The 23,608-nt window shown below is 70.3% G+C and carries 19 protein-coding genes; 4 read left to right on the top strand and 15 right to left on the bottom strand.

The features are described from left to right. Positions 1–188 precede the first annotated feature (188 nt). The 6 genes from ASD23_RS07700 to ASD23_RS07725 are packed head-to-tail and all read right to left on the bottom strand — an operon-like array spanning position 189 to position 9,012. Positions 189–1,931, bottom strand: coding sequence for a family 43 glycosylhydrolase (locus tag ASD23_RS07700; protein WP_056009002.1), 1,743 nt, complete (start codon positions 1,929–1,931; stop codon positions 189–191). 10 nt (positions 1,932–1,941) lie between these two features. Next, positions 1,942–2,775 (bottom strand): sugar phosphate isomerase/epimerase family protein, encoded by an 834-nt coding sequence (locus ASD23_RS07705; protein WP_056009004.1) that lies wholly within the window; start codon positions 2,773–2,775, stop codon positions 1,942–1,944. A 2-nt stretch (positions 2,776–2,777) separates the two neighbouring features. Next, positions 2,778–3,605, bottom strand: a complete 828-nt coding sequence (locus tag ASD23_RS07710; RefSeq protein ID WP_056009007.1) for an SDR family NAD(P)-dependent oxidoreductase — start codon at positions 3,603–3,605, stop codon at positions 2,778–2,780. After that, the gene (locus tag ASD23_RS07715) at positions 3,602–4,840 is read right to left on the bottom strand and encodes a glycoside hydrolase family 1 protein (protein WP_056009010.1); all 1,239 of its coding nucleotides are present in this window, start codon (positions 4,838–4,840) and stop codon (positions 3,602–3,604) included. The genes ASD23_RS07710 and ASD23_RS07715 overlap by 4 nt, the downstream gene beginning before the upstream one ends. A 49-nt stretch (positions 4,841–4,889) precedes the next feature. After that, on the bottom strand, positions 4,890–7,583 hold the full coding sequence (locus tag ASD23_RS07720) for an alpha-L-rhamnosidase (RefSeq protein WP_056009013.1): 2,694 nt from the start codon (positions 7,581–7,583) through the stop codon (positions 4,890–4,892). Positions 7,584–7,635: 52 nt separating this feature from the next. Further along, a complete protein-coding gene (locus ASD23_RS07725; protein ID WP_442854320.1) occupies positions 7,636–9,012 on the bottom strand; it encodes an MFS transporter in 1,377 nt (458 codons plus the stop codon). Positions 9,013–9,196: 184 nt separating this feature from the next. Here ASD23_RS07725 and ASD23_RS07730 point away from each other — a divergent pair, with 184 nt between their 5' ends. Beyond that, on the top strand, positions 9,197–9,877 hold the full coding sequence (locus ASD23_RS07730; protein WP_082571302.1) for a TetR/AcrR family transcriptional regulator: 681 nt from the start codon (positions 9,197–9,199) through the stop codon (positions 9,875–9,877). 81 nt (positions 9,878–9,958) lie between these two features. Here the strand turns inward: ASD23_RS07730 and ASD23_RS07735 are convergent, their stop codons facing one another. After that, entirely contained in the window at positions 9,959–10,966 is a 1,008-nt protein-coding gene (locus ASD23_RS07735) for a LacI family DNA-binding transcriptional regulator (protein WP_056009019.1), read from the bottom strand. A gap of 104 nt (positions 10,967–11,070) precedes the next feature. Here ASD23_RS07735 and rhaI point away from each other — a divergent pair, with 104 nt between their 5' ends. From rhaI to ASD23_RS07750, 3 genes are read left to right on the top strand one after another with little or no spacing between them, the layout of a single operon-like run. Further along, on the top strand, positions 11,071–12,237 hold the full coding sequence (gene rhaI, locus ASD23_RS07740; protein ID WP_056009022.1) for an L-rhamnose isomerase: 1,167 nt from the start codon (positions 11,071–11,073) through the stop codon (positions 12,235–12,237). Between the two features lie 43 nt (positions 12,238–12,280). After that, a complete protein-coding gene (locus ASD23_RS07745; protein WP_056009025.1) occupies positions 12,281–14,317 on the top strand; it encodes a bifunctional rhamnulose-1-phosphate aldolase/short-chain dehydrogenase in 2,037 nt (678 codons plus the stop codon). After that, positions 14,314–15,750: a rhamnulokinase gene (locus ASD23_RS07750; RefSeq protein WP_056009026.1), complete on the top strand. Its 1,437-nt coding sequence runs from the start codon at positions 14,314–14,316 to the stop codon at positions 15,748–15,750. The genes ASD23_RS07745 and ASD23_RS07750 overlap by 4 nt, the downstream gene beginning before the upstream one ends. Positions 15,751–15,814: 64 nt before the next feature. Here the strand turns inward: ASD23_RS07750 and ASD23_RS07755 are convergent, their stop codons facing one another. From ASD23_RS07755 to ASD23_RS07790, 8 genes are read right to left on the bottom strand one after another with little or no spacing between them, the layout of a single operon-like run. Continuing rightward, positions 15,815–17,026 carry an acetyl-CoA C-acetyltransferase gene (locus tag ASD23_RS07755; protein ID WP_200941700.1) on the bottom strand — a complete coding sequence of 404 codons (1,212 nt, stop codon included), beginning with the start codon at positions 17,024–17,026 and terminating at the stop codon, positions 15,815–15,817. Continuing rightward, positions 17,026–17,682, bottom strand: coding sequence for a CoA transferase subunit B (locus ASD23_RS07760; protein ID WP_056009035.1), 657 nt, complete (start codon positions 17,680–17,682; stop codon positions 17,026–17,028). The genes ASD23_RS07755 and ASD23_RS07760 overlap by 1 nt, the downstream gene beginning before the upstream one ends. After that, positions 17,682–18,530: a CoA transferase subunit A gene (locus ASD23_RS07765; protein WP_056009038.1), complete on the bottom strand. Its 849-nt coding sequence runs from the start codon at positions 18,528–18,530 to the stop codon at positions 17,682–17,684. The genes ASD23_RS07760 and ASD23_RS07765 overlap by 1 nt, the downstream gene beginning before the upstream one ends. A gap of 12 nt (positions 18,531–18,542) precedes the next feature. After that, entirely contained in the window at positions 18,543–19,760 is a 1,218-nt protein-coding gene (pcaDC, locus tag ASD23_RS07770) for a bifunctional 3-oxoadipate enol-lactonase/4-carboxymuconolactone decarboxylase PcaDC (RefSeq protein ID WP_056009041.1), read from the bottom strand. After that, a complete protein-coding gene (locus tag ASD23_RS07775; RefSeq protein WP_056009044.1) occupies positions 19,757–20,938 on the bottom strand; it encodes a lyase family protein in 1,182 nt (393 codons plus the stop codon). The genes pcaDC and ASD23_RS07775 overlap by 4 nt, the downstream gene beginning before the upstream one ends. Before the next feature lie 13 nt (positions 20,939–20,951). Further along, positions 20,952–21,527 (bottom strand): protocatechuate 3,4-dioxygenase subunit alpha, encoded by a 576-nt coding sequence (gene pcaG / locus ASD23_RS07780; RefSeq protein WP_056009047.1) that lies wholly within the window; start codon positions 21,525–21,527, stop codon positions 20,952–20,954. Beyond that, a complete protein-coding gene (gene pcaH / locus ASD23_RS07785) occupies positions 21,520–22,314 on the bottom strand; it encodes a protocatechuate 3,4-dioxygenase subunit beta (protein ID WP_082571303.1) in 795 nt (264 codons plus the stop codon). Before pcaH ends, pcaG begins: the two co-directional genes overlap by 8 nt. A gap of 2 nt (positions 22,315–22,316) precedes the next feature. Beyond that, a complete protein-coding gene (locus ASD23_RS07790) occupies positions 22,317–23,498 on the bottom strand; it encodes a 4-hydroxybenzoate 3-monooxygenase (protein ID WP_056012754.1) in 1,182 nt (393 codons plus the stop codon). Between the last annotated feature and the right edge of the window lie 110 nt (positions 23,499–23,608).

A 23,608-nucleotide genomic window follows, 5' to 3' on the forward strand; every position in this document is an offset into this window, starting at 1 on the left:
TTCCGTCGGCCACCTCATGAGCCGAGGGCAACACTAGGCAAGCACTGCGATCCGCCAGTAGAACGAGATCAGCGGATCCAGCAGGTATTCGGCACGCGGTGCACGCCGGGCAAGGACGACGGCAAAGGTCGCTGATCTGCTCCGCGACGAGGGTCATCGCGGAGCATCGGTTCGAACGCGGACGCGGGTCAGTCGAGCCGATTGACGATGCCGGGCGTGACGCCCGCTTCGTTGAAGCCGTCGACGGCGAACCAGTACGAGTGACCTGCGTTCAGGGATCCGATCTCGAGGTCGGTGCGGTCGTACACGAGCCACGAGTGATAGAGCTTCTCCGGCGAGATCCCGTAACGCACGTTGTAGCCGACGGCGCCGGATGCGGCGTCCCAACGCAGCGAGGCGGTGCGCGCGTCGCGCCGTTCGCCCCGGACGTCGGTGACACCGGGCAGCGGCACTTCACCGACGCCGAAGACTCGCAGACCGCTCACCGTGAACGGCCCGCCGAACGGCATCTCACCGGCCGTCACGCGGACGAACCGTGCTCGCTGCACCTCCGGGAGGGTGATGAAGGCGTGCGGCGCATCCGTGCCGGCGCCGATCGTGTCGTGCACGACGCTCCACTCGACTCCGTCGAGCGAGAGCTCCACGCGGATCCCGGTCGCTTGCGAGTCCGGGAACACGGCGCGCCTGCCGAACGTGGCCTTTGCGAGGTCCCGACGCTTCGGGGCACGCGCGGCGACGTCGTGGTCCGCGAGGTTCACCTGCAGGGCGTGCACGTCTGCCTCGGCACCCAGGTCGAGCCGAAGCCACTCCCCCGGCCGGTCGCTCTCCGCGACCCACCAGGTGCGCACTGATTCGTCCGTCGCGAGCGCGGGCGCATGGCCCACCAGCGATGACGAAGCTGTGGCCGCAGCCCGGTAGGACAGCAGCATCGAGCCGGCGGATGCCTCGGTCCACGGGTCGAACGCGCGATCGGGCACGTTCATCGGGAAGTCGGCGAAGTTCTGGTTGCAGAACAGCACGCCGTCGTCGTCGAACCCGGCCGGGAACAGCCCGATCCTCCGCTCGAAGTCCGCGTTGACCGAGACGCGCATGGTGGCGACGTGCCACCAGTTGCCGTGCCGGTCCTGGAAGGTGCTGCCATGACCGGCACCCGTGATGAATCCCCCGGGCTTTGACGAGAACGGGCTGTGCGGGTCGTAGTCGAAGGGACCGAGCGGGCCGTCGCCGACGTAGGTGCCGTCGGCGTAGGTGTTGAACTGCGTGCCCGGCCCGGCGTACTGCAGGTAGTAGCGGTCATCGACCCGGTTCACGTAGGCGCCCTCGATGAAGGGGGCGTCCCCGATGTAGGCGTCCATGACCTTGCCCATGAGGCCGCGGCGAACCACGGGCACGTAGTCGTCGCCGGTGCGCTCCCAGCCGCGGTTCGACGTGTCCGCGGCGATGAGCGGCACCGGGTCGCCGATCCGCTGGTAGGTCTGCCGATCGAGCTCCACCCCCTGGATCGGTTCCTTGTGCGAGCATCCCCAGTAGAGATAGAGGCGGCCGTCGTCGTCTTGGAACGTGTCGGGATCCCAGAACGCGATGTCGCTCGGCGCGATCTCCTCGAAGTCGTCGGCCATCGGATCGACACTGCGGAAGAACCGGCCGTTCGAACGACGGGACGCCGTGAAGAGCAGCGCGCCGTCGACCTCGCGGACGTCGGGCGCGTAGTCGACCGCCGGGATCTTCTCGCTCGGGCGGAGCGTCCACTCGACGAGGTCGTCGGAATACCAGAAGCCGCGAGTCATCGAGGCGAACAGGTAGTACCGGTCGCGGTAGAAGACGACCGTGGGATCGGCCGCCTCACGGTGCACGCTACGGCCGGCGAACGGTGTCCGCACGTCCTGATAGCGGTAGGCGAGATCGAGCGGGTTGCAGACGACGCGGGTCATCGGGCTTCTTTCAGTCGGCCTGCGACAGGGTCGCCCGCAGGTGCACGATCGACTGGGCGATCGCCTCGAAGACGTCACCGTCCACATGGTCGAACTCGACCACCGGGAGGTAGTCGCCGGGTGCGGCCGCGAGTATCGCGTCGATCTCGAGGTTCCCGCTGCCGAGCGCGCACTGGCCGAGCACGGCGGGGTCGTAGTCGCCGGCATCGGCGAAGACGTCGACTGCCCGCGCCGCGTCCTTCAGGTGCAGCGCATGCACACGTGACCCGAGCCGCCCGACGAGGGCTGGGACATCCTCCCCCGCTGCCGCCGCCCAGTACACGTCGACTTCGAGCGCGGCGCGTTCGTCGAGGAGCGAGACGAAGTACTCGTACGCCGTCAGGTCGCCGATGCGGTGATGGAACTCGAACGAGTGGTTGTGGTAGCCGACGCGGAGTCCCTCCGCGGCCGCCGCTTCGACGACCGCGTTCATGCGATCGGCGGTGCGGGCGACGTCGTCGGCGGTGCGCCAGCGCTCGGCTGCCACCATCGGATCGATCACGAGCGATGCGCCGAGTGCCCCTGCCGCGGCGAATGCCGCCGTGGCAGGAGGCACCGGCACCGCCCGCCCCCCGTACTGCATCTCGTCGGAGAGCAGTGGCGCGTGCACCGTCGGGATCGCGAGCCCGTTCGCCGCCGCTGCCGCCGAGAACTCGGCCGGTCGGTCGTAGGCGGAGAACGGCTCGATCGCGTCGGCGCCGGCCGCCGCGAGCCGCCGGACCGCGGCATCGAGATCTGCGAGTTCAGTGCGCACGGAGTAGAGCTGCACGCTGACGAGCGCTGCGGGTGCGATGGCCTGCGCCATCATCAGATCGTCTCGCCGGCGTCCGCGAGGAGGGTGCTGCCGGTCATGATCGTCGCCAGGTCGCTCGCCGCGAAGAGCACCACGCGGGCGATGTCGTCGGGAGTTCCGACGCGCCCGATCAGGCTCTGCGACATCGCCGAGGGCATGTTCGACGCATCGATGCCGGCGTCGCCCATGGCGGCGAGGGCCGCCGCCGCGGCAGCCATGTTGCCCTCGGTCGGTACGAACGTGGGTGCGACGCCGAGCACGCGGATGCCGCGCGGCGCGAGCTCGAGCGCCATCTGCTTCGTCATGCCGCGCACGGCGTGCTTCGAGCCGACGTACGCCGCGAGACCCGGAGCGGTCCCCCGGAACCCGGCGGTCGAGATCACGTTCACGATGACGCCGCCGTCGACCATGCGGCGGGCGGCCTCCCGGGCGCCGTTCCTGACGCCGCGGGTGTTGACCGCGAACACGTGGTCCCACTGCTCATCGCTCATGTCGAGCACCGACGCGCTCGGGAACACCCCCGCGTTGTTGACCCAGGTGTCGACGCCGCCGAATTCGGCGACGACCCGCGACGTGGCGGCTTCGACCGACGCGGAGTCGGACACATCCATCTGCACGCCGATGGTCGAAGCGCCGCGAGCTTCGGCGATGCCGGCCGCCGCGGAGGCAGCACGGTCCAGGTCGAGATCTGCGATCGCGACCTGGGCGCCGGCCTCGGCCAGTCGTCCGGCGATCGCGAGGCCGAGGCCCTGCGCGCCGCCCGTCACGACGGCGCGGCGGCCGTGGAGCGAGAGGAGGTCGGCGAGTGCGACGGCGGAGACATCCGCGAACGCCCCGGTCATGCCGCTGCCTCCGTCGCCTCGAGCGCATTGCGCTGAGCGACCTGCCCGAGCCAGGCGAGGCTCGGCTTCGGCGTACGTGCGAAGGTGTCGCGATCGACTGCGATGAGTCCGAAGGTGGGCTCCCAGTGGCCCCACTCGAAGTTGTCGAGCAGCGACCAGTGCAGGTAGCCGCGCACGTCGATGCCGTCGGCGATGGTGCCGGCGAGTCCCCGCAACGCCTCGTCGGTGTAGCGGATGCGCTGGGTGTCATCGGCGGTCGCGATGCCGTTCTCGGTGATCACGATCGGGGTGTGCTCGCTGACCTCCCATGCATGGCGCACCGCCATGGCGAGCGAATCCGGACGGTAGGAGGTGCCGACGAGCGTGTTGTCGGGGTGCGGCGGGTGCGGCACGAGGCCGTTCGCATCGACCTGCTGGCTCGAGTACGCCTGCACGCCGACGAAGTCGTCGCCGCGGCTGCCCTCCCAGTAGACGTCCTCCTTGCCGTACCGGATCTGCAGGAGCTTCTCCTCGCCGCCCGGCGCCGCGGTCAGCGCGCCGGCCGCGATCGTCCATCCGACCTTGGCACCGGTGCGTGCGCGGACGATCTCCCGTGCCGCGTGGTGGATGCGGGTGAACATGCGACCGATCTCGGGGTCGGCGTACGTCAGGAAGTCGCTGTGCGACTGCTTCTGCTCCTGGTCGCCCTCGGCCTCGACCGTGGGGCTGGTCCAGCTTCCGCCGGATGCCGCGAGGTGCCGCATCGCCGTCATGATCGCGGCCTGCATGTTCGGCTCGTTCATCGTCACGACCCACTCGACGCCGTCGAGGATCGTGCACGCCTGCTCCGTGAATGCGCAGAACAGCTCTTCCGCCTCCGGCGAGTCCCATCCGCCGAGCGCTGCGAACCACTGCGGCGTGGTGAAGTGCTGCAGCGTCACGACCGGTGTCACGCCGAGCTCGAGGCAGAACTCGATCATCCGGCGGTAGTGCGCGAGCTCCGCCTTCGAGAAGTGCCCGCGCACCGGTTCGATCCGCGACCACTCCAGGCTGAACCGGTACGACGTGAGGCCGGCGTCGGCGAGCAGCTGGATGTCCTCGCGGTAGCGGTGGTAGCTGTCGACGGCGTCGCCGGACAGCTCCATTCCGGGCATCATCTGCTCGCGCGCCCACCAGTCGCTGTTCACGTTGTTGCCCTCGATCTGGTGGCCCGCGGTCGCGGCACCCCAGAGGAATCCATCGGGGAAGGCGGTCATGGGATCGGTCCTCTCGTTCGTTGAGATTGGAAGTCGGAAGTTCACGTCTTCAGCCGGCGATCGGCACGGCCTGGGTGATGGGCAAGAGAGCGGATGCCTCGAACCGCCCGGCGCCGATGCGGTGCTCGGTGCCGTCGGGCATGACCACGCGAGCGGTCGTTCCCGACGGGATCTCGGTGCTCAGATGCATCCGCTCGCCTTCGATGCGCCACTCGACGGCGATCGACCCCTGCGGACTCTCGTGCGTGCCGCGAGCCCAGGTGACACCGCCGCCCGGAACGGGAGCGATGACGAGCTGCTCCCACGCGATCGAGCCCTCCTCCTGTCGGAGGCCGAGCGTGTGGGTGTGCAGGAACCGAATCGCTGCGCCCTTGCTGTAGTGGTTCAGGGACTCATGGGCGTCGCCGTGCTCGTCGATGCCCTCCCAGTCCTCCCAGACCGTGGTGGCGCCGCGGTCGAGCATGTACCGCCACGACGGAGCGGTGCGCTGCTGCAGGAGTTCGTACGCGACATCCGCTCGGCCTCCGTCGGCGAGCACCGGGAGCAGGTCGCCGGTCGCGAGGAAGCCGGTGCCGAGGTGGGTGCCGGCATCACGGATCAGCTCGACGAGCCGGTCGAGCGCGCGTTCGCGGCGGTCTTCCGGGATGAGTCCGAAGGCCAGGGCCCGGACGTAGGACGCCTGGGTGTCGATGGACGTGGTGCCGTCGGGGTGCAGGTACGCCCGGCGCCACGCGTCGGCGACGCGATCCGCCGCGACGGCGTAGGTGGTGGCGTCGTCGGTGCGGCCGAGGATCTCGGCGATCCGCGCGAGTGTCGCGGTCGAGCGGTACAGGTAGGCCGTGCCGACCTCGCCCTTGTCGGCCATGAACCACGCCATCGGGTTGTGCTTGATCGGGTCGATGCGGGTGCCGTCGGCCGCGCGTTCCCGGGGTTCGGTCCATTCGCCCCAGTGGAACGTGCCATCCCAGAGGTACCGCTCGAACGGCTCAGGCTCTGGCGACGCCTGCACGCGGGCGTGGTGACGGGTCGAGCGCGCCTGCTCGAGGGCCCACTCGACCCAGCGGACCATCGCGTCGACGTTCTCGGCGAGCACCTGCTCGTCGCCGTACGACAGGTACAGCTCCCAGGGCACGGCGACGATCGCGTCGCCCCACCCCGATGAACCGGTCATCATCGCGAACTGGTCGTCGAGGTGGTGCTTGATGCGGCGCCCGTCGGGCGAGAAGTTCGCGATGCGGCCGTCGTCCAGTTGATCGTCGCGCACCGAGCGCAGCCACTTGCGACTGAAGCCGTGCACGTCGTAGAGACGCGTCGCGGTGGGGGCGAAGACCTGATAGTCGCCGGTCCAGGCCAGCCGCTCGCGGGTCGGGCAATCAGTGGGCACGTCGACGGCATTGCCGCGGAAGCTCCAGTCGGCGATCTCGTGCAGGCGGTTGAGTTCGACGTCGCTGCACGCGAAGGTGCCCGTGCGCTCGAGATCGGTGTGGACGATCCGCATCTCGATCGACTCCGGCGCGAGCGGGCCGTCGTCCGATCGGGTGATCCGGGCGTAGCGGAACCCGTGCACGGTGTGGCGGGGCTCGAACGCAGCGTCGGCACCACCGGATTCGCCCGCCACGACCTCATCGCGCTGGACGAAGGCGAGCGGCGCCTCGCCCGGGCGCTCCGAATCCAGGTGACTGGTCGAGAGGTCGCCGTCACGGTCGAGGGCCTCGCCGAATTCGATCACCGTGCGCGTTCCCGGCGAACCGAGATCGCTCAGTCTGATCCATCCGGACGCATTCTGGCCGAAGTCGGCGATCCACGCTCCGCTCGGGAGCTGCCGGAGTTCGTGCGGTATCCGCGTCTCGATGACCCGGACCGGCGGCGAGGGCGACCAGTCGATGGCCGGCGCCGCCACGACATCGACCAGGACCGACGCGGCATCGCCCACGGGCGCCGAGAGGTCGAGGGTCTGCCCGCCCATCAGGTCGGCGCTCGTGATGACCGAACGAGCGCTCGTCCAGCTCGCATCGCTGCAGACGACCCGGCGGGAGCCGTCGGCGAACTCGAGGTGCAGTTCCGCGCGGGCTCCGATCACCGTCCCCCATCCGGCGGGCAACCGGAACGCGCCGACCTGCCCGCGGTACCAGCCGTCGGAGAGGACGATCTCGATCCGGTTCTCCCCCACGCGCAGCGCTCCCGTCACATCGGATGCCTGCGCGTAGAGGGTCCGGTCGTACGACGTCGAACCGGGCGCGAGCTCGATCGTGCCGACGCGTTCGCCGTTGACGGCCGCCGTGTACACGCCGAGTGCGGTGCTGTACAGGCGGGCCGAGACAGGGTCCGCGTCGATCGTGAACCGACCGGCGAGCACGTGCGCCGCGCGCTTCCCGTACCCGGCGTCCTCAGCCGAGCCGAGTTCCGGCTCCACCGGCGAGACCCACGACGCCGACCAATCCGCGTCCAAGAGGCCCGACTCGAACTCGCTCCACTCCGACCAGCCGGCCTCGGGCGCGGCGGCGCGCACACGCCACCGCACCCGTTGCCCGCTGCCGAGCGCCTCGAACGGCCAGGCCACCAGGCGCCGCCCGGTCACTTCGGCGGCGATCGGCTCTGCACGACCGATCATCGATTCCACGAGATAGGCCGAGCGGATGTCGCGATCCACCGGGTCCTTCCACGAGAGCCGTGGTGCCGGCCCGGTGACGGTGAACCCGTCACCGCCGCTGTCGACGCCGAGGTCGTAGGGTGCGCTGCGCATGGTCGATCGATTCCGTTCGGAGGTGTTCGTCGTTCGTCGGGCGAGTCGGTCGCTAGCGGATCGACTTCACCTTCAGCAGGATGATGAGGCCGCCGATGAGGGCGAAGACGCCGCCCACGAGGTACAGCAGGGTGTAGTTCTTCTCGCCGCCGACCGCGCCGATCGTAATCGCCAGGCCGGCGAGCATCGGAGCGATCGCGCTCGGGATCTTCTGCGCGAACTGGATGACGGCCATGTAGCGGCCAGCCTCGTTGCGCTCCGGGATGATCGCGAACACGATCGCCTGGTCGACGGTGGCGAAGACGGCGATCGAGAGCTGCATGGTCACGGCACCGGCGATGATCTGCGGGAGCGACCAGGCCGTCGCCTCGAGCACCGCGCCGATCACGAAGAGCACGGCGGCGATCATCACGAACAGGCGACGGCGCTGCAGCTTGTCGGAGAGGAAGCCGCCGACGAGTGCACCGATCGTGGCGGCCAGCACGCCGACCATGCCGACCGTGGCGACCACCCCGGCGACCTCGCGAACCGGCATGTCGAGTCGCTGGGCGTAGAAGAAGGTGCCGAACGTCGTGTTGAAGTAGAGGCCGATGAAGAAGACGAAACGGCCGAGCCAGTTCCATGCGAAGTCCGGGTACTTGCGGATGCTGAAGCCGTAGCTCATGAACACCGACTTGGCGGTGACCTGGGTGGTCGGCGCGAGGGCCTTCGAGCTGCCCTCCGGCTTCACGAGGGGGAACAGGACGATCAGCACCGCGCCGATCAGGCCAGGAACCAGGAACACGAGGAGCGTGTTCGACGAGACCGCATAGGCGACCCCGATACCGAGCACAGGCGCGATCTGCGTCATCAGTCCGGTCAGCGCCGAGACGCGACCGCGCTGTTGTTCCGGCAGCTTGTCGGCCTGCAACGTCTGCAGGGCCGCTCCGGCGATCGACCAGCCCACCATGCCGAAGATCCAGCCGGCGCCGACGAGGAGGAGGTTCGGAGCGACACCGATGATGAGGAGACCGACGAGACCGATCGCGGTGCCGAGGAAGAGGAACGGCGACCGTCGGCCGAACCGCGACCGGGTTCGATCGCTCCAGATCCCGACGAGCGGGCTGATCACCAGGTACGCGACCTGGGCGATGCCCGTGATGTATCCGAGCACCTCCTCGTGGCCGGGGGCGAGTTCGGTGATCCGCACCGCGATGCCGTACGACAGCGGCACCATCATCGCCATCGACGCGCCGAAGCTCGCCAGCATGAGCCAGAAGATGTACCCCTTGCTCATGAGCTGCGTCGGCTCGAGTCCGGTGCCGACCTCGCCATCGGCGACGTCGCGCGTCGTGGCATCCAGATCGGACTGTGCCGCGACGCCGATCGGCACGCTCGCGGCGATGCCGACGGCGCTGAGCTGCTCTGCGTCGGGCTCGTTCTTCGTCACCATTGACTCCTTATCGGGGTGAATCCGACCACGCGATCGTACGCGCACTCGGCTGGGTAACCACCCAAAAGTAACCACCGTGGTTACTTGACGGCAACTGTAACCATGGCGGTTACAATTGGCAAGTCGACAGTACCGGCGAGACTGCCAGACTGGGACGGTGGAACCGGGAACAGGAGAAGCGATGCAGGGATCGACGGCCGTCGCGCCGACGGATCGACCATCGGGCGCCGCGAGCCCCGTGGCCGACACCCCGACGACATCGGGGACGTCCCGCCCTTCGCGACGCGGCCCGTACTCCAAGACGCCCGCCCGGCGCGCCGAGATCGTTCGCGCCGCGCTCGCGAGCTTCGCGGAGCACGGCTACGAGCGAGCGTCCCTCCGCGACATCGCCGCTCGGGCCGAGGTGACGCACGCTGCGCTGCTCCGTCACTTCGCGAGCAAGGACGAACTCCTGCTCGCCGCCCTCGCCCAACGCGATGCCGACGACGAAGAACTCGCGCACCGCATCATGCAGTCGCAGGTTCCGGCCGAACGCGTGCTCTCGACCGTGCTCGCCGACGAGTTCGCCCACCCCGAACATCAGCGCAACTGGCTCGCGATCACCGTCGCGGCGACGAATCCGGAACACCCCGCGCACGAGTTCTTCATCGCTCGACGCGAACGGATGCGCTCGCACCTCTCGAGCGGACGACTGCCGACGGCTTCGACCGGCGAAGAGGTCACCGCCGACGAGAAGGTCACGATGATGATGGCCATGATGGACGGCCTGCGAATCCAGGCGCTCCTCGACCCGAGCCGGCCGACCCTTCCGCTCCTCGAGACCTTCATGCGACTGTTCGTCACCGACGACGACCGGACGTGAATTCGTCGGCGTTCGTCATGCCGACGTACTGGAGCCGAGATGCCGACTGGTCGATGACGTTGCTCTTCTCCGAGATCCACCTCAGCCGATGGTCGACGCCCGCACGATGAGTTCCGGTTGGAACACGATCTGCTCCGCCGAGAACCTTTCGGCATCAGCGGCCTCTCGAAGGAGCAGGTCGACGGCCGTGTGACCGATGAGCGCAGCAGGCTGGCGGATCGAGCTCAGCGGCACGACCGCCGCAGCCGCGAAGTCGATGTCGTCGTATCCGATGAGCGCGATGTCCTGGGGCACTCGCAACTCGCCGTGCATCACGAGCGCCTGCAGCAGCCCCACGGCGAGCAGGTCGTTCGCAGCGAAGACCGCGTCGGGTCGGTCGCCTGCCGCGCGCTCCAACACGGCCATCCCCGCGGCACGCCCTTCGAGCACGGTGAGCGCTTCGGTCGAGATCACTTCGAGCGACGCACCAGGCACGTCGTCGACGGCGAGCCCGGCACCTTCGATTCGATCGGCGACCTGCCGGATTCCCGAAGGGCCTCCGACGAAGGCGAGCTTCCGCCGCCCGAGGCCGAGCAGGTGAGCTGCGGCCAGTCGTCCGCCCGCGACGTCATCGACCGAGACGGAGGACAGGACGCCGTCGGGAGCGACGCGGTCGACGAGCACGACCGGCACGCCTCGCTCGCGGAGACGCCGGAGCCGGGCCAGATCGTCGCCGATCGGTGAGACGAGCACGCCGTGCACGCGCTGCTCCTCGAAGGAGGCGACGTAGGCGCTCTCGCGGGCTGCGTCTTCATCGCTGTTGCCGAGCAGCACGGTCAGTCCGTCGGCGTCGGCACGATCCTCGGCGCCGCGGGCGACCTCAGTGAAGAACGGGTTGCGCACGTCGAGTACGACGAGTCCGATCGAGCGGCTGCGGCCGGCGCGGAGCTGACGTGCTGCGTCGTTGCGGACGAAGCCGAGGTCGTCGATCGCCGAGAGGACTCGTTCGACGGTCGCGGGTGCGACCTTGTCGGGGCGATTGAGCACGTTCGAGACGGTTCCGACCGAGACGGACGCCGCTGCAGCGACCTCTCGCACACTGACTGCCATCGCCACCCCCGGGTCCCGGCTCGTTTGACACAACCGGCACGCATGATCATACTTCCATTGAATCGTTTCATTCCACCTTCGAGCCAAGTCAGACGAGCCAACACATGGTCACCTTCCATTCGACAACCCGATTCGCCCTGGAACAGCAGGCGATCGAACTCCCGAGCTGGGCATTCGGCAACTCGGGCACCCGCTTCAAGGTGTTCGCGACGCCGGGTACGCCCCGCGACCCCTTCGAGAAGATCGCGGATGCCGCGCAGGTGCAGAAGTTCACGGCGCTCGCGCCCACCGTGGCACTGCACATCCCGTGGGACAAGGTCGACGACTACTCGGCGCTCCGGGCCCACGCGGAGGAGCACGGCGTTCAGCTCGGCACCGTCAATTCGAACACCTTCCAGGACGACGACTACAAGTTCGGCGCCCTCACCCACGAAGACGCCGCTGTGCGCCGCAAGGCGATCGACCACCACCTCGAGTGCATCGACATCATGCACGCGACCGGTTCGCGCGACCTGAAGATCTGGCTCGCCGAGGGTTCGAACTACCCCGGCCAGGCCGACCTGCGCGGCCGCCAGGACCGCCTGCAGGAGTCGCTCCAGGAGATCTACGCGCGCCTCGGCGACGAGCAGCGCCTCGTGCTCGAGTACAAGTTCTTCGAGCCGGCGTTCTACCACACCGACGTTCCCGACTGGGGCACGAGCTATGCCCAGGTCGCCGCGCTCGGCGACAAGGCCATGGTCTGCCTCGACACCGGCCACCACGCGCCGGGAACGAACATCGAGTTCATCGTCATGCAGCTGCTGCGACTCGGCAAGCTCGGCTCGTTCGACTTCAACTCGCGCTTCTACGCCGACGACGACCTCATCGTGGGCGCGGCCGACCCGTACCAGCTGTTCCGCATCCTCTTCGAGGTCATCCGCGGCGGCGGCCTGAACAACCCGGATGTCGCGTTCATGCTCGACCAGTGCCACAACGTCGAGGACAAGGTGCCGGGCCAGATCCGCTCGGTGCTGAACGTGCAGGAGATGACGGCGCGCGCGCTCCTCGTCGACACCGAGGCGCTTCGTGCCGCACAGGTCTCGGGCGACGTGCTCGAGGCCAACCGCATCTTCATGGACGCCTTCTACACCGACGTGCGCCCGGCCCTCGCCGAATGGCGCGAGTCGCGTGGCCTGCCCGCCGATCCCATGGCCGCCTTCGCGGCATCCGGCTACCTGCAGCAGATCGCGGCCGACCGCGTCGGCGGCGTGCAGGCCGGCTGGGGCGCCTGAGCCTCCCATCGACCACCCTCCGCACCACCGAAGGAACCTCCTCATGACGAACCAGGCAGCAGCAGACCTCATCGCGCGGTCGAACCGCCTCGGCGCCGACCCGAAGAACACGAACTACGCGGGCGGCAACACCTCCGCGAAGGGCACCGAGACCGACCCGGTCACTGGCGAGCCCGTCGAGCTGATGTGGGTCAAGGGCTCGGGCGGCGACCTCGGCACGCTCACCGAGCAGGGCCTCGCGGTGCTGCGCCTCGACCGGCTGCGGGCCCTCGTCGACGTCTACCCGGGCGTCGACCGCGAGGACGAGATGGTCGCCGCGTTCGACTACACGCTGCACGGCAAGGGCGGCGCGGCCCCCTCGATCGACACGGCCATGCACGGCCTGGTCGACGCGGCACACGTCGACCACCTGCACCCCGACTCGGGCATCGCCATCGCGACCGCCGCCGACGGCGAGGCCTTGACGGGGCAGATCTTCGGCGACCAGGTCGTGTGGGTGCCGTGGCGCCGCCCCGGCTTCCAGCTCGGGCTCGACATCGCCGAGATCAAGGCGCAGCACCCGCAGGCGATCGGATGCATCCTCGGCGGGCACGGCATCACCGCCTGGGGCGACACCTCGGAGGAGTCCGAGCGCAACTCGCTGTGGATCATCGACACGGCCGCCGCCTACATCGCCGAGCACGGGAAGGCCGACGCGTTCGGTTCCGTCTTGGAGGGGTACGAGCCGCTCGAGCCCGCCGAGCGCCGCGCGAAGGCCGCGGCGCTGGCCGCGACCATTCGCGGGCTCGCAAGCCACGACCGCCCGATGGTGGGTCACTTCACGGATGCCCCCGAGGTGCTCGACTTCCTCGCTCGCGCCGAGCACCCGCGCCTCGCCGCGCTCGGCACGAGCTGCCCCGACCACTTCCTGCGCACCAAGGTCAAGCCGATGGTGCTCGACCTGCCGGCATCGGCCAGTATCGAGGACTCGGTCGCCCGCCTGAAGGAACTGCACGAGGCGTACCGCGCCGACTACCAGGCGTACTACGACGCCCACGCCACTTCCGAGAGCCCCGCGATCCGCGGCGCCGACCCCCTCATCGTGCTCATCCCGGGTGTCGGCATGTTCAGCTACGGCGCGAACAAGCAGACCGCCCGAGTGGCCGGCGAGTTCTACATCAACGCGATCAACGTGATGCGCGGCGCCGAGGCGCTCTCGACCTACTCCCCCATCAGCGACGCCGAGAAGTTCGCGATCGAGTACTGGGCGCTCGAGGAGGCCAAGCTCCAGCGCATGCCGAAGCCGAAGCCGCACGCGGGCCGCATCGCCCTCGTCACGGGCGCGGCATCCGGCATCGGCAAGGCGATCGCGACCCGCCTCGCGGCGGAGGGCGCGTGCGTCGTCATCGCCGACCTCGACCTCGAGACGGCGCAGGCCGCCGCTGCCGAGCTCGGCACCACAGATGTCGCGATCGGCGTGCAGGCGAACGTGACGGATGCCGCGGCGATCCAGCGTGCGATCGACGACGCCGTGCTCGCCTTCGGCGGCCTCGACCTCGTCGTGAACAACGCCGGCCTCTCTCTCTCCAAGCCTCTCCTCGAGACCACCGAGGCCGACTGGGACCTGCAGCACGACGTCATGGCCAAGGGTTCCTTCCTCGTCTCCAAGGCCGCCGCGCGCGTGCTCATCGACCAGGGCCTCGGCGGCGACATCATCTACATCTCGTCGAAGAACTCGGTCTTCGCCGGGCCGAACAACATCGCCTACTCGGCGACGAAGGCCGACCAGGCCCACCAAGTGCGCCTCCTCGCGGTCGAGCTCGGCGAGTACGGCATCAAGGTCAACGGCATCAACCCCGACGGCGTCGTGCGCGGCTCAGGCATCTTCGCGTCGGGCTGGGGCGCGAACCGCGCGAAGACCTACGGCATCGAGGAACAGGACCTCGGCAAGTTCTACGCCCAGCGCACCATCCTGAAGCGTGAAGTGCTCCCCGAGCACGTCGCCAACGCGGTCGTCGTGCTCACCGGGCCAGAACTCTCGCACACGACCGGGCTGCACATCCCCGTCGACGCGGGCGTCGCCGCCGCCTTCCTGCGATGACCCGCTCGAGCGCGGGCTCCGTCGCAGCGGTCGACCTGGGGGCGACGAGCGGACGCGTCATCCTCGGTCATGTCGACGGCCGCGCGGGCACGCTCGCGCTCGACCACGTCGCACGCTTCCCGAACGGACCGGTGCGGCTGGCGTCGGGACTGCACTGGGACTTCACGGGCCTCACCCGCGACCTGAACGCGGGCCTCGCCGAGGCGTTCCGGCGCGAACCGGGCGTCTCGTCGATCGGCGTCGACTCATGGGCGGTCGACTACGGACTCCTGCGCGGCGACCGAATGCTCGGCGAGCCGTTCCACTACCGCGACAGCCGCAACGACCGGGGCGTCGCGGCCGTGCACGAGCTCGTGCCGTTCGACGAGCTCTACCGTCGCAACGGCCTGCAGTTCCTGCCGTTCAACACCCTGTACCAGCTCGCCGCCGAGCGGGAGAGCGGATGGCTCGGCTTCGCCGACTCGCTCCTCCTCGTGCCCGACCTCGTCGGGTTCCAGCTCACCGGGGCCCGCCTGGCCGAGCGCACGAACGCCTCGACCACGGGCCTCCTCGGCGTCGCATCGGGCGAGTGGGACGACGAGCTCATCGAGCAGCTCGGGCTGCCTGCATCCGTGTTCGCACCGCTCGTGAGCCCGGGCGAGCGGTTCGGCCCGCTGCGCGCCCCCGTCGCCGCCGAACTCGGCGCTCCCTCGGGCGTCGAGGTCGTCGCGGTCGGATCGCACGACACCGCCTCGGCGGTCGTCGCGGTGCCCATGCGCGCCGAGTCGGCCGCCTACATCTCGTGCGGCACGTGGGGGCTCGTCGGCGTCGAACTCGAGCAGCCGGTGACCACGGATGCCGCGCGCGAGGCGAACTTCACGAACGAGGGCGGCGTCGACGGGCGCGTGCGGTTCCTGCACAACGTCATGGGCCTCTGGCTGTTGTCGGAGTCGGTGCGCTGGTGGGAGCGGGACGGCGATCGCATCGACCTGTCGGAGCTGCTCGCCGCCGCGGCATCCGTCACCGTGCCCGTCGCGGTCTTCGACGCCGACGACCCTCGCTTCCTGGCACCGGGCGACCTGCCCGGCAGGATCGCCGAGTGGTGCGCCGAACGGGGCCTCGCCGCGCCAGCGAGCCGTGCCGAGTTCGCCCGCTCGATCGTCGAGAGCCTCGCCGAGGCGTTCGCGACGACCGTGCGCACGGCATCGATCCTCTCGGGCGTCGACGTCCTGACGATCCACGTCGTCGGCGGCGGAGCGCTCAACGAGCTGCTCTGCCAGCGCACCGCCGACCGCTCCGGACTCCCCGTGCTCGCCGGCCCCGTCGAGGCCACCGCGATCGGCAATGTCCTCGTGCAGGCGCGAGCGCAGGGATTCGCGAAGGGCGACCTCGAATCGCTGCGCGGCCTGGTCACGCGCGCGTTCCCGCCCCTGCGCTACGAACCCCGCACCTGATCTCAGCCGGTCGGCCCGGGCAGACTGCCCGGGTCCCGACCAGGAGACCGGGTTCGTCGACGAGTCAGGCCCGTTCGAACACGGCCGCGAGCGCCTGGCCGCCGCCGATGCACATCGTCTCGACGGCGAGTTCGCGGTCCAGGTCGACCATCTCGTGCGCGAGTGTCGCGAGCATGCGGATGCCGGTGGCGCCGATCGGGTGGCCGATCGAGATGCCGCTCCCCCGCGGGTTGAGACGCGGGTCCTCGGCGTCGACGCCCCAGTCGGTGAGGCAGGCGAGCACCTGCACCGCGAAGGCCTCGTTGAGTTCGATCACGTCGAGGTCGTCCAAGCGGATGCCGGCGCGCGCGAGCGCGAGGTTCGTCGCCGGCACGGGCGCCACGCCGAAGCGCAGTGGATCGTTGCCCGCCACAGCCCACGAGACGAGGCGCAGCATGGGCTCGAGGCCGAGCTCGGCGGCACGGCCGGGAGTCGTGACGATGCATGCGGCCGCGGCGTCGTTCTGGCCGCTCGAGTTGCCCGCGGTGACGGTCGCGTCGGGATCGCGGCGCAGGATCGGACGCAGCGCACCGAGCGCCTCGAGGCCGGTGTCGGCTCGCGGATGCTCGTCGCGGTCGACGAGCACCGTGCCGCGTCGGCCCGGCACCGGCACGGGCACGAGCTCGGCGGCGAAGGCACCCGACTCCTGCGCGGCGACCGCCCGACGGTGGGAGCGGAGCGCGAGGGCGTCCTGGGCATCACGGGAGATGCCGTACTCGGCTCGCAGGAGTTCCGCGGAGCCGACGTTCCCCTCCGGCGTCGGGAACCGGTCGCCACCGACGGTCTCGCGACCGCGCGAGAGTGCGTCCCGGAGCAGCAGGCCGGCGCCGGTCACGCCTCGGCGCCCCTCGACGGTGTACAGGGGCGCGTTCGACATCGACTCCACGCCGAGCGCGATCACCGCGTCGGCGACACCGGTCTGCACCTCCATGGCGGCGTTCAGCACGGCCTGCAGCCCGGAACCGCAGCGGCGGTCGAGCTGGTAGCCCGTCGTCTCGACCGGGAATCCGGCGTCCAGCGCGGCGACGCGTCCGAACGCGGGCGCCTCCATGGTCGCGTAGCCCTGGGCACCGATCACGCCGTCGACCCCGGCCGGGTCGATGCCCGTGCGCTCGAGGAGCGCACGCAGCACGGTGGTCGCCAGCTCGAGGGCGGTGACGGGTGCGAGTGCGCCGCCCATTCGCCCGACGGGCGTGCGCAGCGGTGCGCAGATGACGACGTCGCGCAGCTCGGTCATCAGGCGGCCGAGGTGACGAGTGCGTCGGCGACGGTGAACGGCGCCCCCGTGGCATCCGCGACCTGGTCGATGCTGACGCCGGGTGCAAGTTCGACGAGCACGAACCCGTGCTCGGTGACATCGAAGACGGCGAGGTCGGTGATGACCCGGTCGACGCACGCCCTGCCGGTGAGGGGCAGGGTGCACTCCTCGACGAGCTTCGCGGTACCGTCCTTCGCGACGTGCTCCATGACGACGATCACTCGTTCGGCGCCGTTGACGAGGTCCATCGCCCCGCCCATGCCCTTGACCATCTTGCCCGGAACGGCCCAGTTGGCGATGTCGCCGGACTGGGCGACCTGCATCGCACCGAGCACCGCGGTGCCGATGCGACCGCCGCGGATCATCCCGAAGCTCGCCGCGGAGTCGAAGTACGCGGCGCCCGGAAGCACGGTCACCGTCTCCTTGCCCGCATTGATGAGCTTCGGATCCGCCTCGCCCTCCCACGGGTACGGGCCCACCCCGAGGATCCCGTTCTCGGAGTGCAGCACCACCTCGACGTCGTCGGGCAAGTGGTTCGGGATGAGCGTCGGCAGCCCGATGCCGAGGTTCACGTACGTGCCGTCCACGAGCTCACGGGCGGCGCGGGCGGCCATCTCGTCACGCGTCAACGGCATCAGCGGGCTCCTTCGATCTCGTCTCGGCCGGCTTCCGCGGCGCTGAATCCGGATGCCGCGGGCTCGGCGGATGCCCCCGGTCGGGCCCGCACGGTCGTCTTCTCGATCGGCAGCTCGGCCGCTTCCTCCGGGGTGAGCACGACCAGCCGATCGACGTAGATGCCCGGCAGGTGGATGTCGTCGGGGCCGAGCACGCCCGGTTCGACGAGCTCGTCGACCTCCGCGATCGTGACCCGGCCGGCCATCCCGGCGAGCGGGTTGAAGTTGCGAGTCGACTTCTCGAACCGGAGGTTGCCGTGCCGGTCGCCGACCGCGGCGCGCACCAGGCCGTAGTCGGTGCTGATCGCCCGCTCCAGCACGTACTCCCGAGTGCGGCCGAACGCGTCGAACGGGCGCAGCTCCTTCGGCTCGGAGGCGAGCGCGACCGACCCGTCGACGGCGTACCGCAGCGGCATCCCGCCCTCCGACACGGCCGTGCCGGCGCCTGTTGCGGTGTAGAACGCCGGGATGCCGACTCCTCCGGCCCGGAGCCGCTCGGCGAGTGTGCCCTGCGGGGTCAGTTCGACCTCGACCTCACCGCTCAGGTACTGCCGCGCGAACTCCTTGTTCTCGCCGATGTAGCTCGCGATGACCCGACGGATCCGGCCGGCGGCGAGCAGCTCGCCGAGGCCCCAGCCGTCGACGCCGCAGTTGTTCGAGACGACCTCGAGGTCGCCGACGCCTCGCGCGAGCAACGCGCGGATCGTCACGATCGGCACGCCCGACAGGCCGAAGCCGCCGACCGCGAGCGATGCGCCCGCGGGGATGTCGGCGACCGCGTCGGCAGCGGTCGCGAAGGTCTTGTCCATGGTGCTCCGGGTTCAGTCGTTCGAGTCGGGTGAGGGTTCGGATGCGGCATCCGTTTCGGCGAAGACCGTTCGAGCGATCGCGAAGGCCGAGTTCGCTGCAGGGAGGCCCGCGTAGAGCGCGGTGTGCAGCAGCACCTCCGAGATCTCCTCACGCGTGAGGCCGTTGCGGAGGGCTGCACGCACGTGCATGGCGATCTCGTGCTCGTGCCCGCCGGTCGTCAGGCTCGCGAGGGTCGCGATCGAGCGCTCGCGGCGAGCGAGGCCGGGCCGATCCCAGACCTCGCCCCAGGCGTAGCGCGTGAGGAAGTCCTGGAACGCGGCCGTCTCGGACGTGGTGGTGGCCACCGCTCGGTCGACATGCGCATCGCCGAGCACGGCTCGACGCACCCGCATGCCGCGGTCGAGGGCGACGGATGTCTCGACGGACCGCTCGATCGCGACGAGGTGCTCCGCCATGAGCTCGGCCACCGCCTGCGGCTCCTCGAGCACGGCGAGGTGCGAGGCGCCGTCGAGCACGACGTGCCGGGCGCCGGGGATGTCGTCGGCGAGGTCCTGCATCGAGGCCGGTGTCGTCACGGCATCGTGCTCGCCGCTGAGCGCGAGGGCGGGCACGCCGAGCGAGGCGAGATCGTGCGTGCGATCGAAGCCGCCGAGCGCCTCGGCGCAGCGGGCGTACGACTCGTCGTCGACGTCGACGAGCGCTGCGAGCGTGCGTGCACCCGGTCCGCCCGACTCGCGGTCGAGGAATCCGGGTGCGAACCATCGCTCGGCACTCCCGGTCACGAGCGACGCGGTGCCGCTCGACCGGACCGTGGCCGCCCGGGCTGCCCAACTCTGGCGCGTGCCGATGCGGGCGCCGCTGCAACTCATGACGAGCCCCTGCACGCGATCGGGTCGCGTGACGGCCAGCTCGAGGGCGACCGTGCCGCCGAGCGAGACGCCCGCGACGTGGAAGGCGCCCCCGCCCGCCTCGTCGACGACGGCCACGACGGCCGCGGCCAGGTCGGCGATCGAGAACGGGGCCGCTGCTGCCGGGCTCGCCCCGTGACCCGGGAGGTCGACGCGCAGGATCCGGAGGGCAGCGGTGCGCGGGTCGGCGCGCAGCGCACCGACGACCCCGTCCCAGATGGCCGTGGTCGTGCCGAGCGACGGCAGCAGCACGAGGAGCGGGTTCGAGGCGGCCGGCGCGGTGCCGGGAGCGAAGGAGCCGAGCAGGCGTGGGACGGTCATGGGCGAGGGCTCTCTTCTGAGACGGCGGAGAACCGGGCGACGGCCCGGTCGACGATGCGGTCGGATGAGGCTGCGAGCACGCGGCGATCCGGACGTTCGCCGGCTGGGCCGGACCCGGCGAGGATGCGCCCGGCACGGTCGCCGTCGAACTCGAGACCCCTGATGAGTCGTACTGCAGCGACCGAGGCGGAGCGCGCGAGGCGCACGAGGCGGCGGAGCGGCACCCACTCCGCATGCCAGCGGCCCGACGACCGCTCGTCGCCCGAGATCATCGCTGAGGCGACGACCTGCAGCAGGCCGGGAGCCTCGACCGCGGCTGCGGTGACGGCGACCGCGTCGACCGGGTTCCGCTTGTGCGGCATCGCCGACGAGCCGCCGCCTCCGGCGAGGCGCACCTCGCCGAGCTCCTGTCTCGAAAGGAAGGTTGCGTCGCCTGCGATGCGCCCGAGTGCCCCGACGACGCTCGCGCTCGCGGCGGCGATCGCGAGGACGGGGGTCCGCTCCGCGTGCCACGAGCGATGCGGATCGCCGAGCCCGAGCCGGGCGGCGAGCTCCGCTCGCACGGCCTCGACGGCGCCGGGCCGCCCGGATGCGGCATCCGCCGCGCTTCCGGTGCCGACCGCACCGCCGAACTGCACCGGGAACCCGAGGACGTCGATCGCCTCGATGGACGAGGAGACGCCGTCGAGCCAGCCGGCGGCCAGCACCCCGATCGTGCTCGTTTCGGCGTGCCGCGCGACCGAACGGGCGATGCGGAAGCTCTGCCGCTCGGCATCGGCCAGCTCGGCGAGGCGCTCACCCGCCTCGACGAGCGACGCCCGCGTTGCGCGGAGTGCGTCGCGGGCGACGAGCACGAGCGCGGTGTCGAGCACGTCCTGACTCGTGGCGCCGAGGTGCAGTCGGTCGCTCGCGAGGCCGGCCGCGTCGAGCTGCGCCCGGAGCGACGGCACGAGGGCCACGACCGGAACCGCGTCGCGGGACACGCCTGCGACGAGCGCCGCCCGATCGAGCGCGGCCGCATCGAGCGCGTCGGCCTGCGCGTCGAGGGATTCGGCGAGCTCGCTCCCCCACGCTCGCAGCAGCGCGCGCTCGACTTCGACCATCGCCGCGAGCACGGCATCGTCGTCGGTCCCGACGGTGTCGGCTCCTCCGGGATCCAGCAGTCCCCAGTCCGTCATCGCCGCGCCTCCATCATCGTTCGGTGCCGTAGTCGAGGAACACGGTCTCGCCCTCGCCCTGCAGGCGCACGTCGAACCGGTACGACGAGGCCGCGTCGGGCTCGGCCAGGAGCGTGCCACGACGGTCGGGGTCGATGCGCGTGAGGAGCGGGTCGACGGCGTTCGCCTCCGGCTCGTCGCCGAAGTACGCCCGCGTGAAGAGGTGATGCAGCACACCGCGGGCGAACACCGTCACGAGCAGGTACGGGGCCGACCCGTCGCGCATGGCACCGGGCTTGATCGTCGTGAAGGAGTAGTGCCCGTCGCGGTCGACCGCGGCACGCCCGAAACCGGTGAAGGCGTGCCGATCGCGGTCGAGGGATCCGCGTTCGGTCGAGGCCAGCCCCGCGGCATCCGCACCCCAGATCTCGACGATCGCGTCGGGAATCGGCTCACCTGCACCGTCGAGGACCGTGCCGTGGACGCGCACCGCGTCAGGCTGCCATGGCGCTCGCACCTCGGGCCCGCCCGGGTACGGCAGTGCGTAGCCGAAGAACGGGCCGACCGTCTGCGACGGGGTCTGCCCGAGCGGTCGGTGCTGCTCAGGCATGGTCGGCGTCCTCCGGTTCCATCCAGGTCGAGCGCGGACCCGTGAGCACGACGTCCCAGCGGTAGCCGATCGCCCACTCGGGCTCGCTCACCTCGTGGTCGTACCCGGCGACGAGTCGCTCCCGAGCGGCCGGGTCGACGATCGACTGGTAGATCGGGTCGAGCGCGAAGAGCGGGTCTCCCGGGAAGTACATCTGGGTGACCAGGCGCTGCGTGAACGCCGAACCGAAGAACGAGAAGTGGATGTGCGCCGGCCGCCAGGCGTTGCGGTGGTTCTTCCAGGGGTAGGCGCCCGGCTTGATCGTGGTCAGGCGATACGAGCCGTCGTCGCCCGTGACGATCCGCCCGACGCCCGTGAAGTTCGGGTCGAGGGGGGCCGGATGCTGGTCGCGCTTGTGGACGTAGCGCCCGGAGGCGTTGGCCTGCCAGATCTCCACGAGCTGTCGCCGCACCGGCCGCCCCTCGCCGTCGAGCACGCGCCCCGTGATGATGATGCGCTCGCCGAGCGGTTCGCCCGCATGCTGGATGGTGAGATCGGCCTCCTCGGGCGCGACGTCCGTGTGCCCGAACGCGGGCGACACGAGTTCGATGTCCTCGGGATCGGCGCGCACGAGCTCGTGCGTCGGATGCCGCAGGAGGGTCGAGCGGTACGGCGCGAAGTCGCGGCGCGGGTGCGCTCGAAGTTCGCGGTCGGATGTCGCCACCCGACGTTCGCGGTCATGCCGGTCGGCGATCCCGTCGCTGATGGCCTGCTGCGACGGGTCGGGGTGGGAGACGGTCGGATGCATGGTCACTCCGTCGTGAAGGGGAGGCCGGCGTACTGCTCGGCGAGGCTCTGCCGCGCAGCGCGCGACCCGGTGACGTACTCGAGCCGGCCGACCTGGCTGCGGTACGAGAAGGCCCGCGCCGCGGCATCCGCCCCCTCGTGGACGTGGAGGAGGTCGGTCATCCACTCGGAGAACTGCTGCACCTTCCACTGGCGGGCGAGGGCCGCGTCGCTGTAAGCCAGGAGTCCGCGCTCGTCGCCGAGCTGCAGGGCGGCGATGAGCGCGCGCCCGAGGAGCACGACGTCGGCGATGGCCGAGTTGAGGCCTTTCGCGCCGGTCGGCGGCACGATGTGCGCGGCATCGCCGACGAGGAGGAGCCGGCCGTGCGCCATCGTCGAGGCGACGAACGAGCGCATCGGCGTGATGGACTTCTCGAGCACCGCGCCCTCGTGCAGGGTCCAGCCGTCGACGCCGAGCCGGGTCTGCAGCGCGTCCCAGATGCGGGCGTCGGACCAGTCGTCGATGGATTCGTCGTGACCGACCTGCAGGTAGAGGCGCGAGACCTCGAGCGAGCGCATCGAGTGCATCGCGAAGCCGTCGGGGTGCAGCGCGTAGATGAGGTCGTCGGTCGATGGCGGGACGTCGGCGAGGATGCCGAGCCACCCGAACGGGAACGAGCGCTCGAACGCCCTGATGCCGGGGATCGCCGGTCGGCAGACGCCGTGGAACCCGTCGGCGCCGACGACGACCTCGGCGTCGATCGACGTCGTCGCACCGGCATCCGTGAAGCTCACGCTCGGGCTCGAGCCCTCAAGCCCGGTCGGGGTGACGTCGGCGACCTCGAACCGGATGTCGCTGCCGAGCCGGTCGTGCTCGGCGAGCAGGTGCCGAACGAGGGCCTGCTGGCCGTAGATCGTGACCGTGCGGCCCACGAGCTCGACGAAGTCGACGTGGTGGCGGCCGCCCTCGAACTGCAGGTGGATGCCGTGGTGGGTCAGCCCGCGTTCGCGGAGATCCGAGTCGAGGCCGAGCTCGGCCAGCGCATCGACCGAGCCCTGCTCGAGCACGCCGGCACGGATGCGGCCGAGCACGTACTCGCGCGACCGGGCCTCGAGGATCGTGAACCCGATGCCTGCTCGGTGCAGGACGTGCCCGAGCAGGAGTCCGGCCGGGCCGGCTCCGATGATGACCACCTGGGATCGCAACGCTGCATCCTCTCGCGTCTGTGGGAAGGTGCTGCCATCGTGCGTCGCACGAGGGTCGCACCGCATCCCCGATTCCATCCGATGGAATCGTGCGACGTCGCGAGAGCCCT

Origin of the sequence: Agromyces sp. Root1464, from assembly GCF_001427265.1 — a bacterium.
In the GTDB taxonomy this organism is placed as follows: Bacteria; Actinomycetota; Actinomycetes; order Actinomycetales; family Microbacteriaceae; genus Agromyces; species Agromyces fucosus.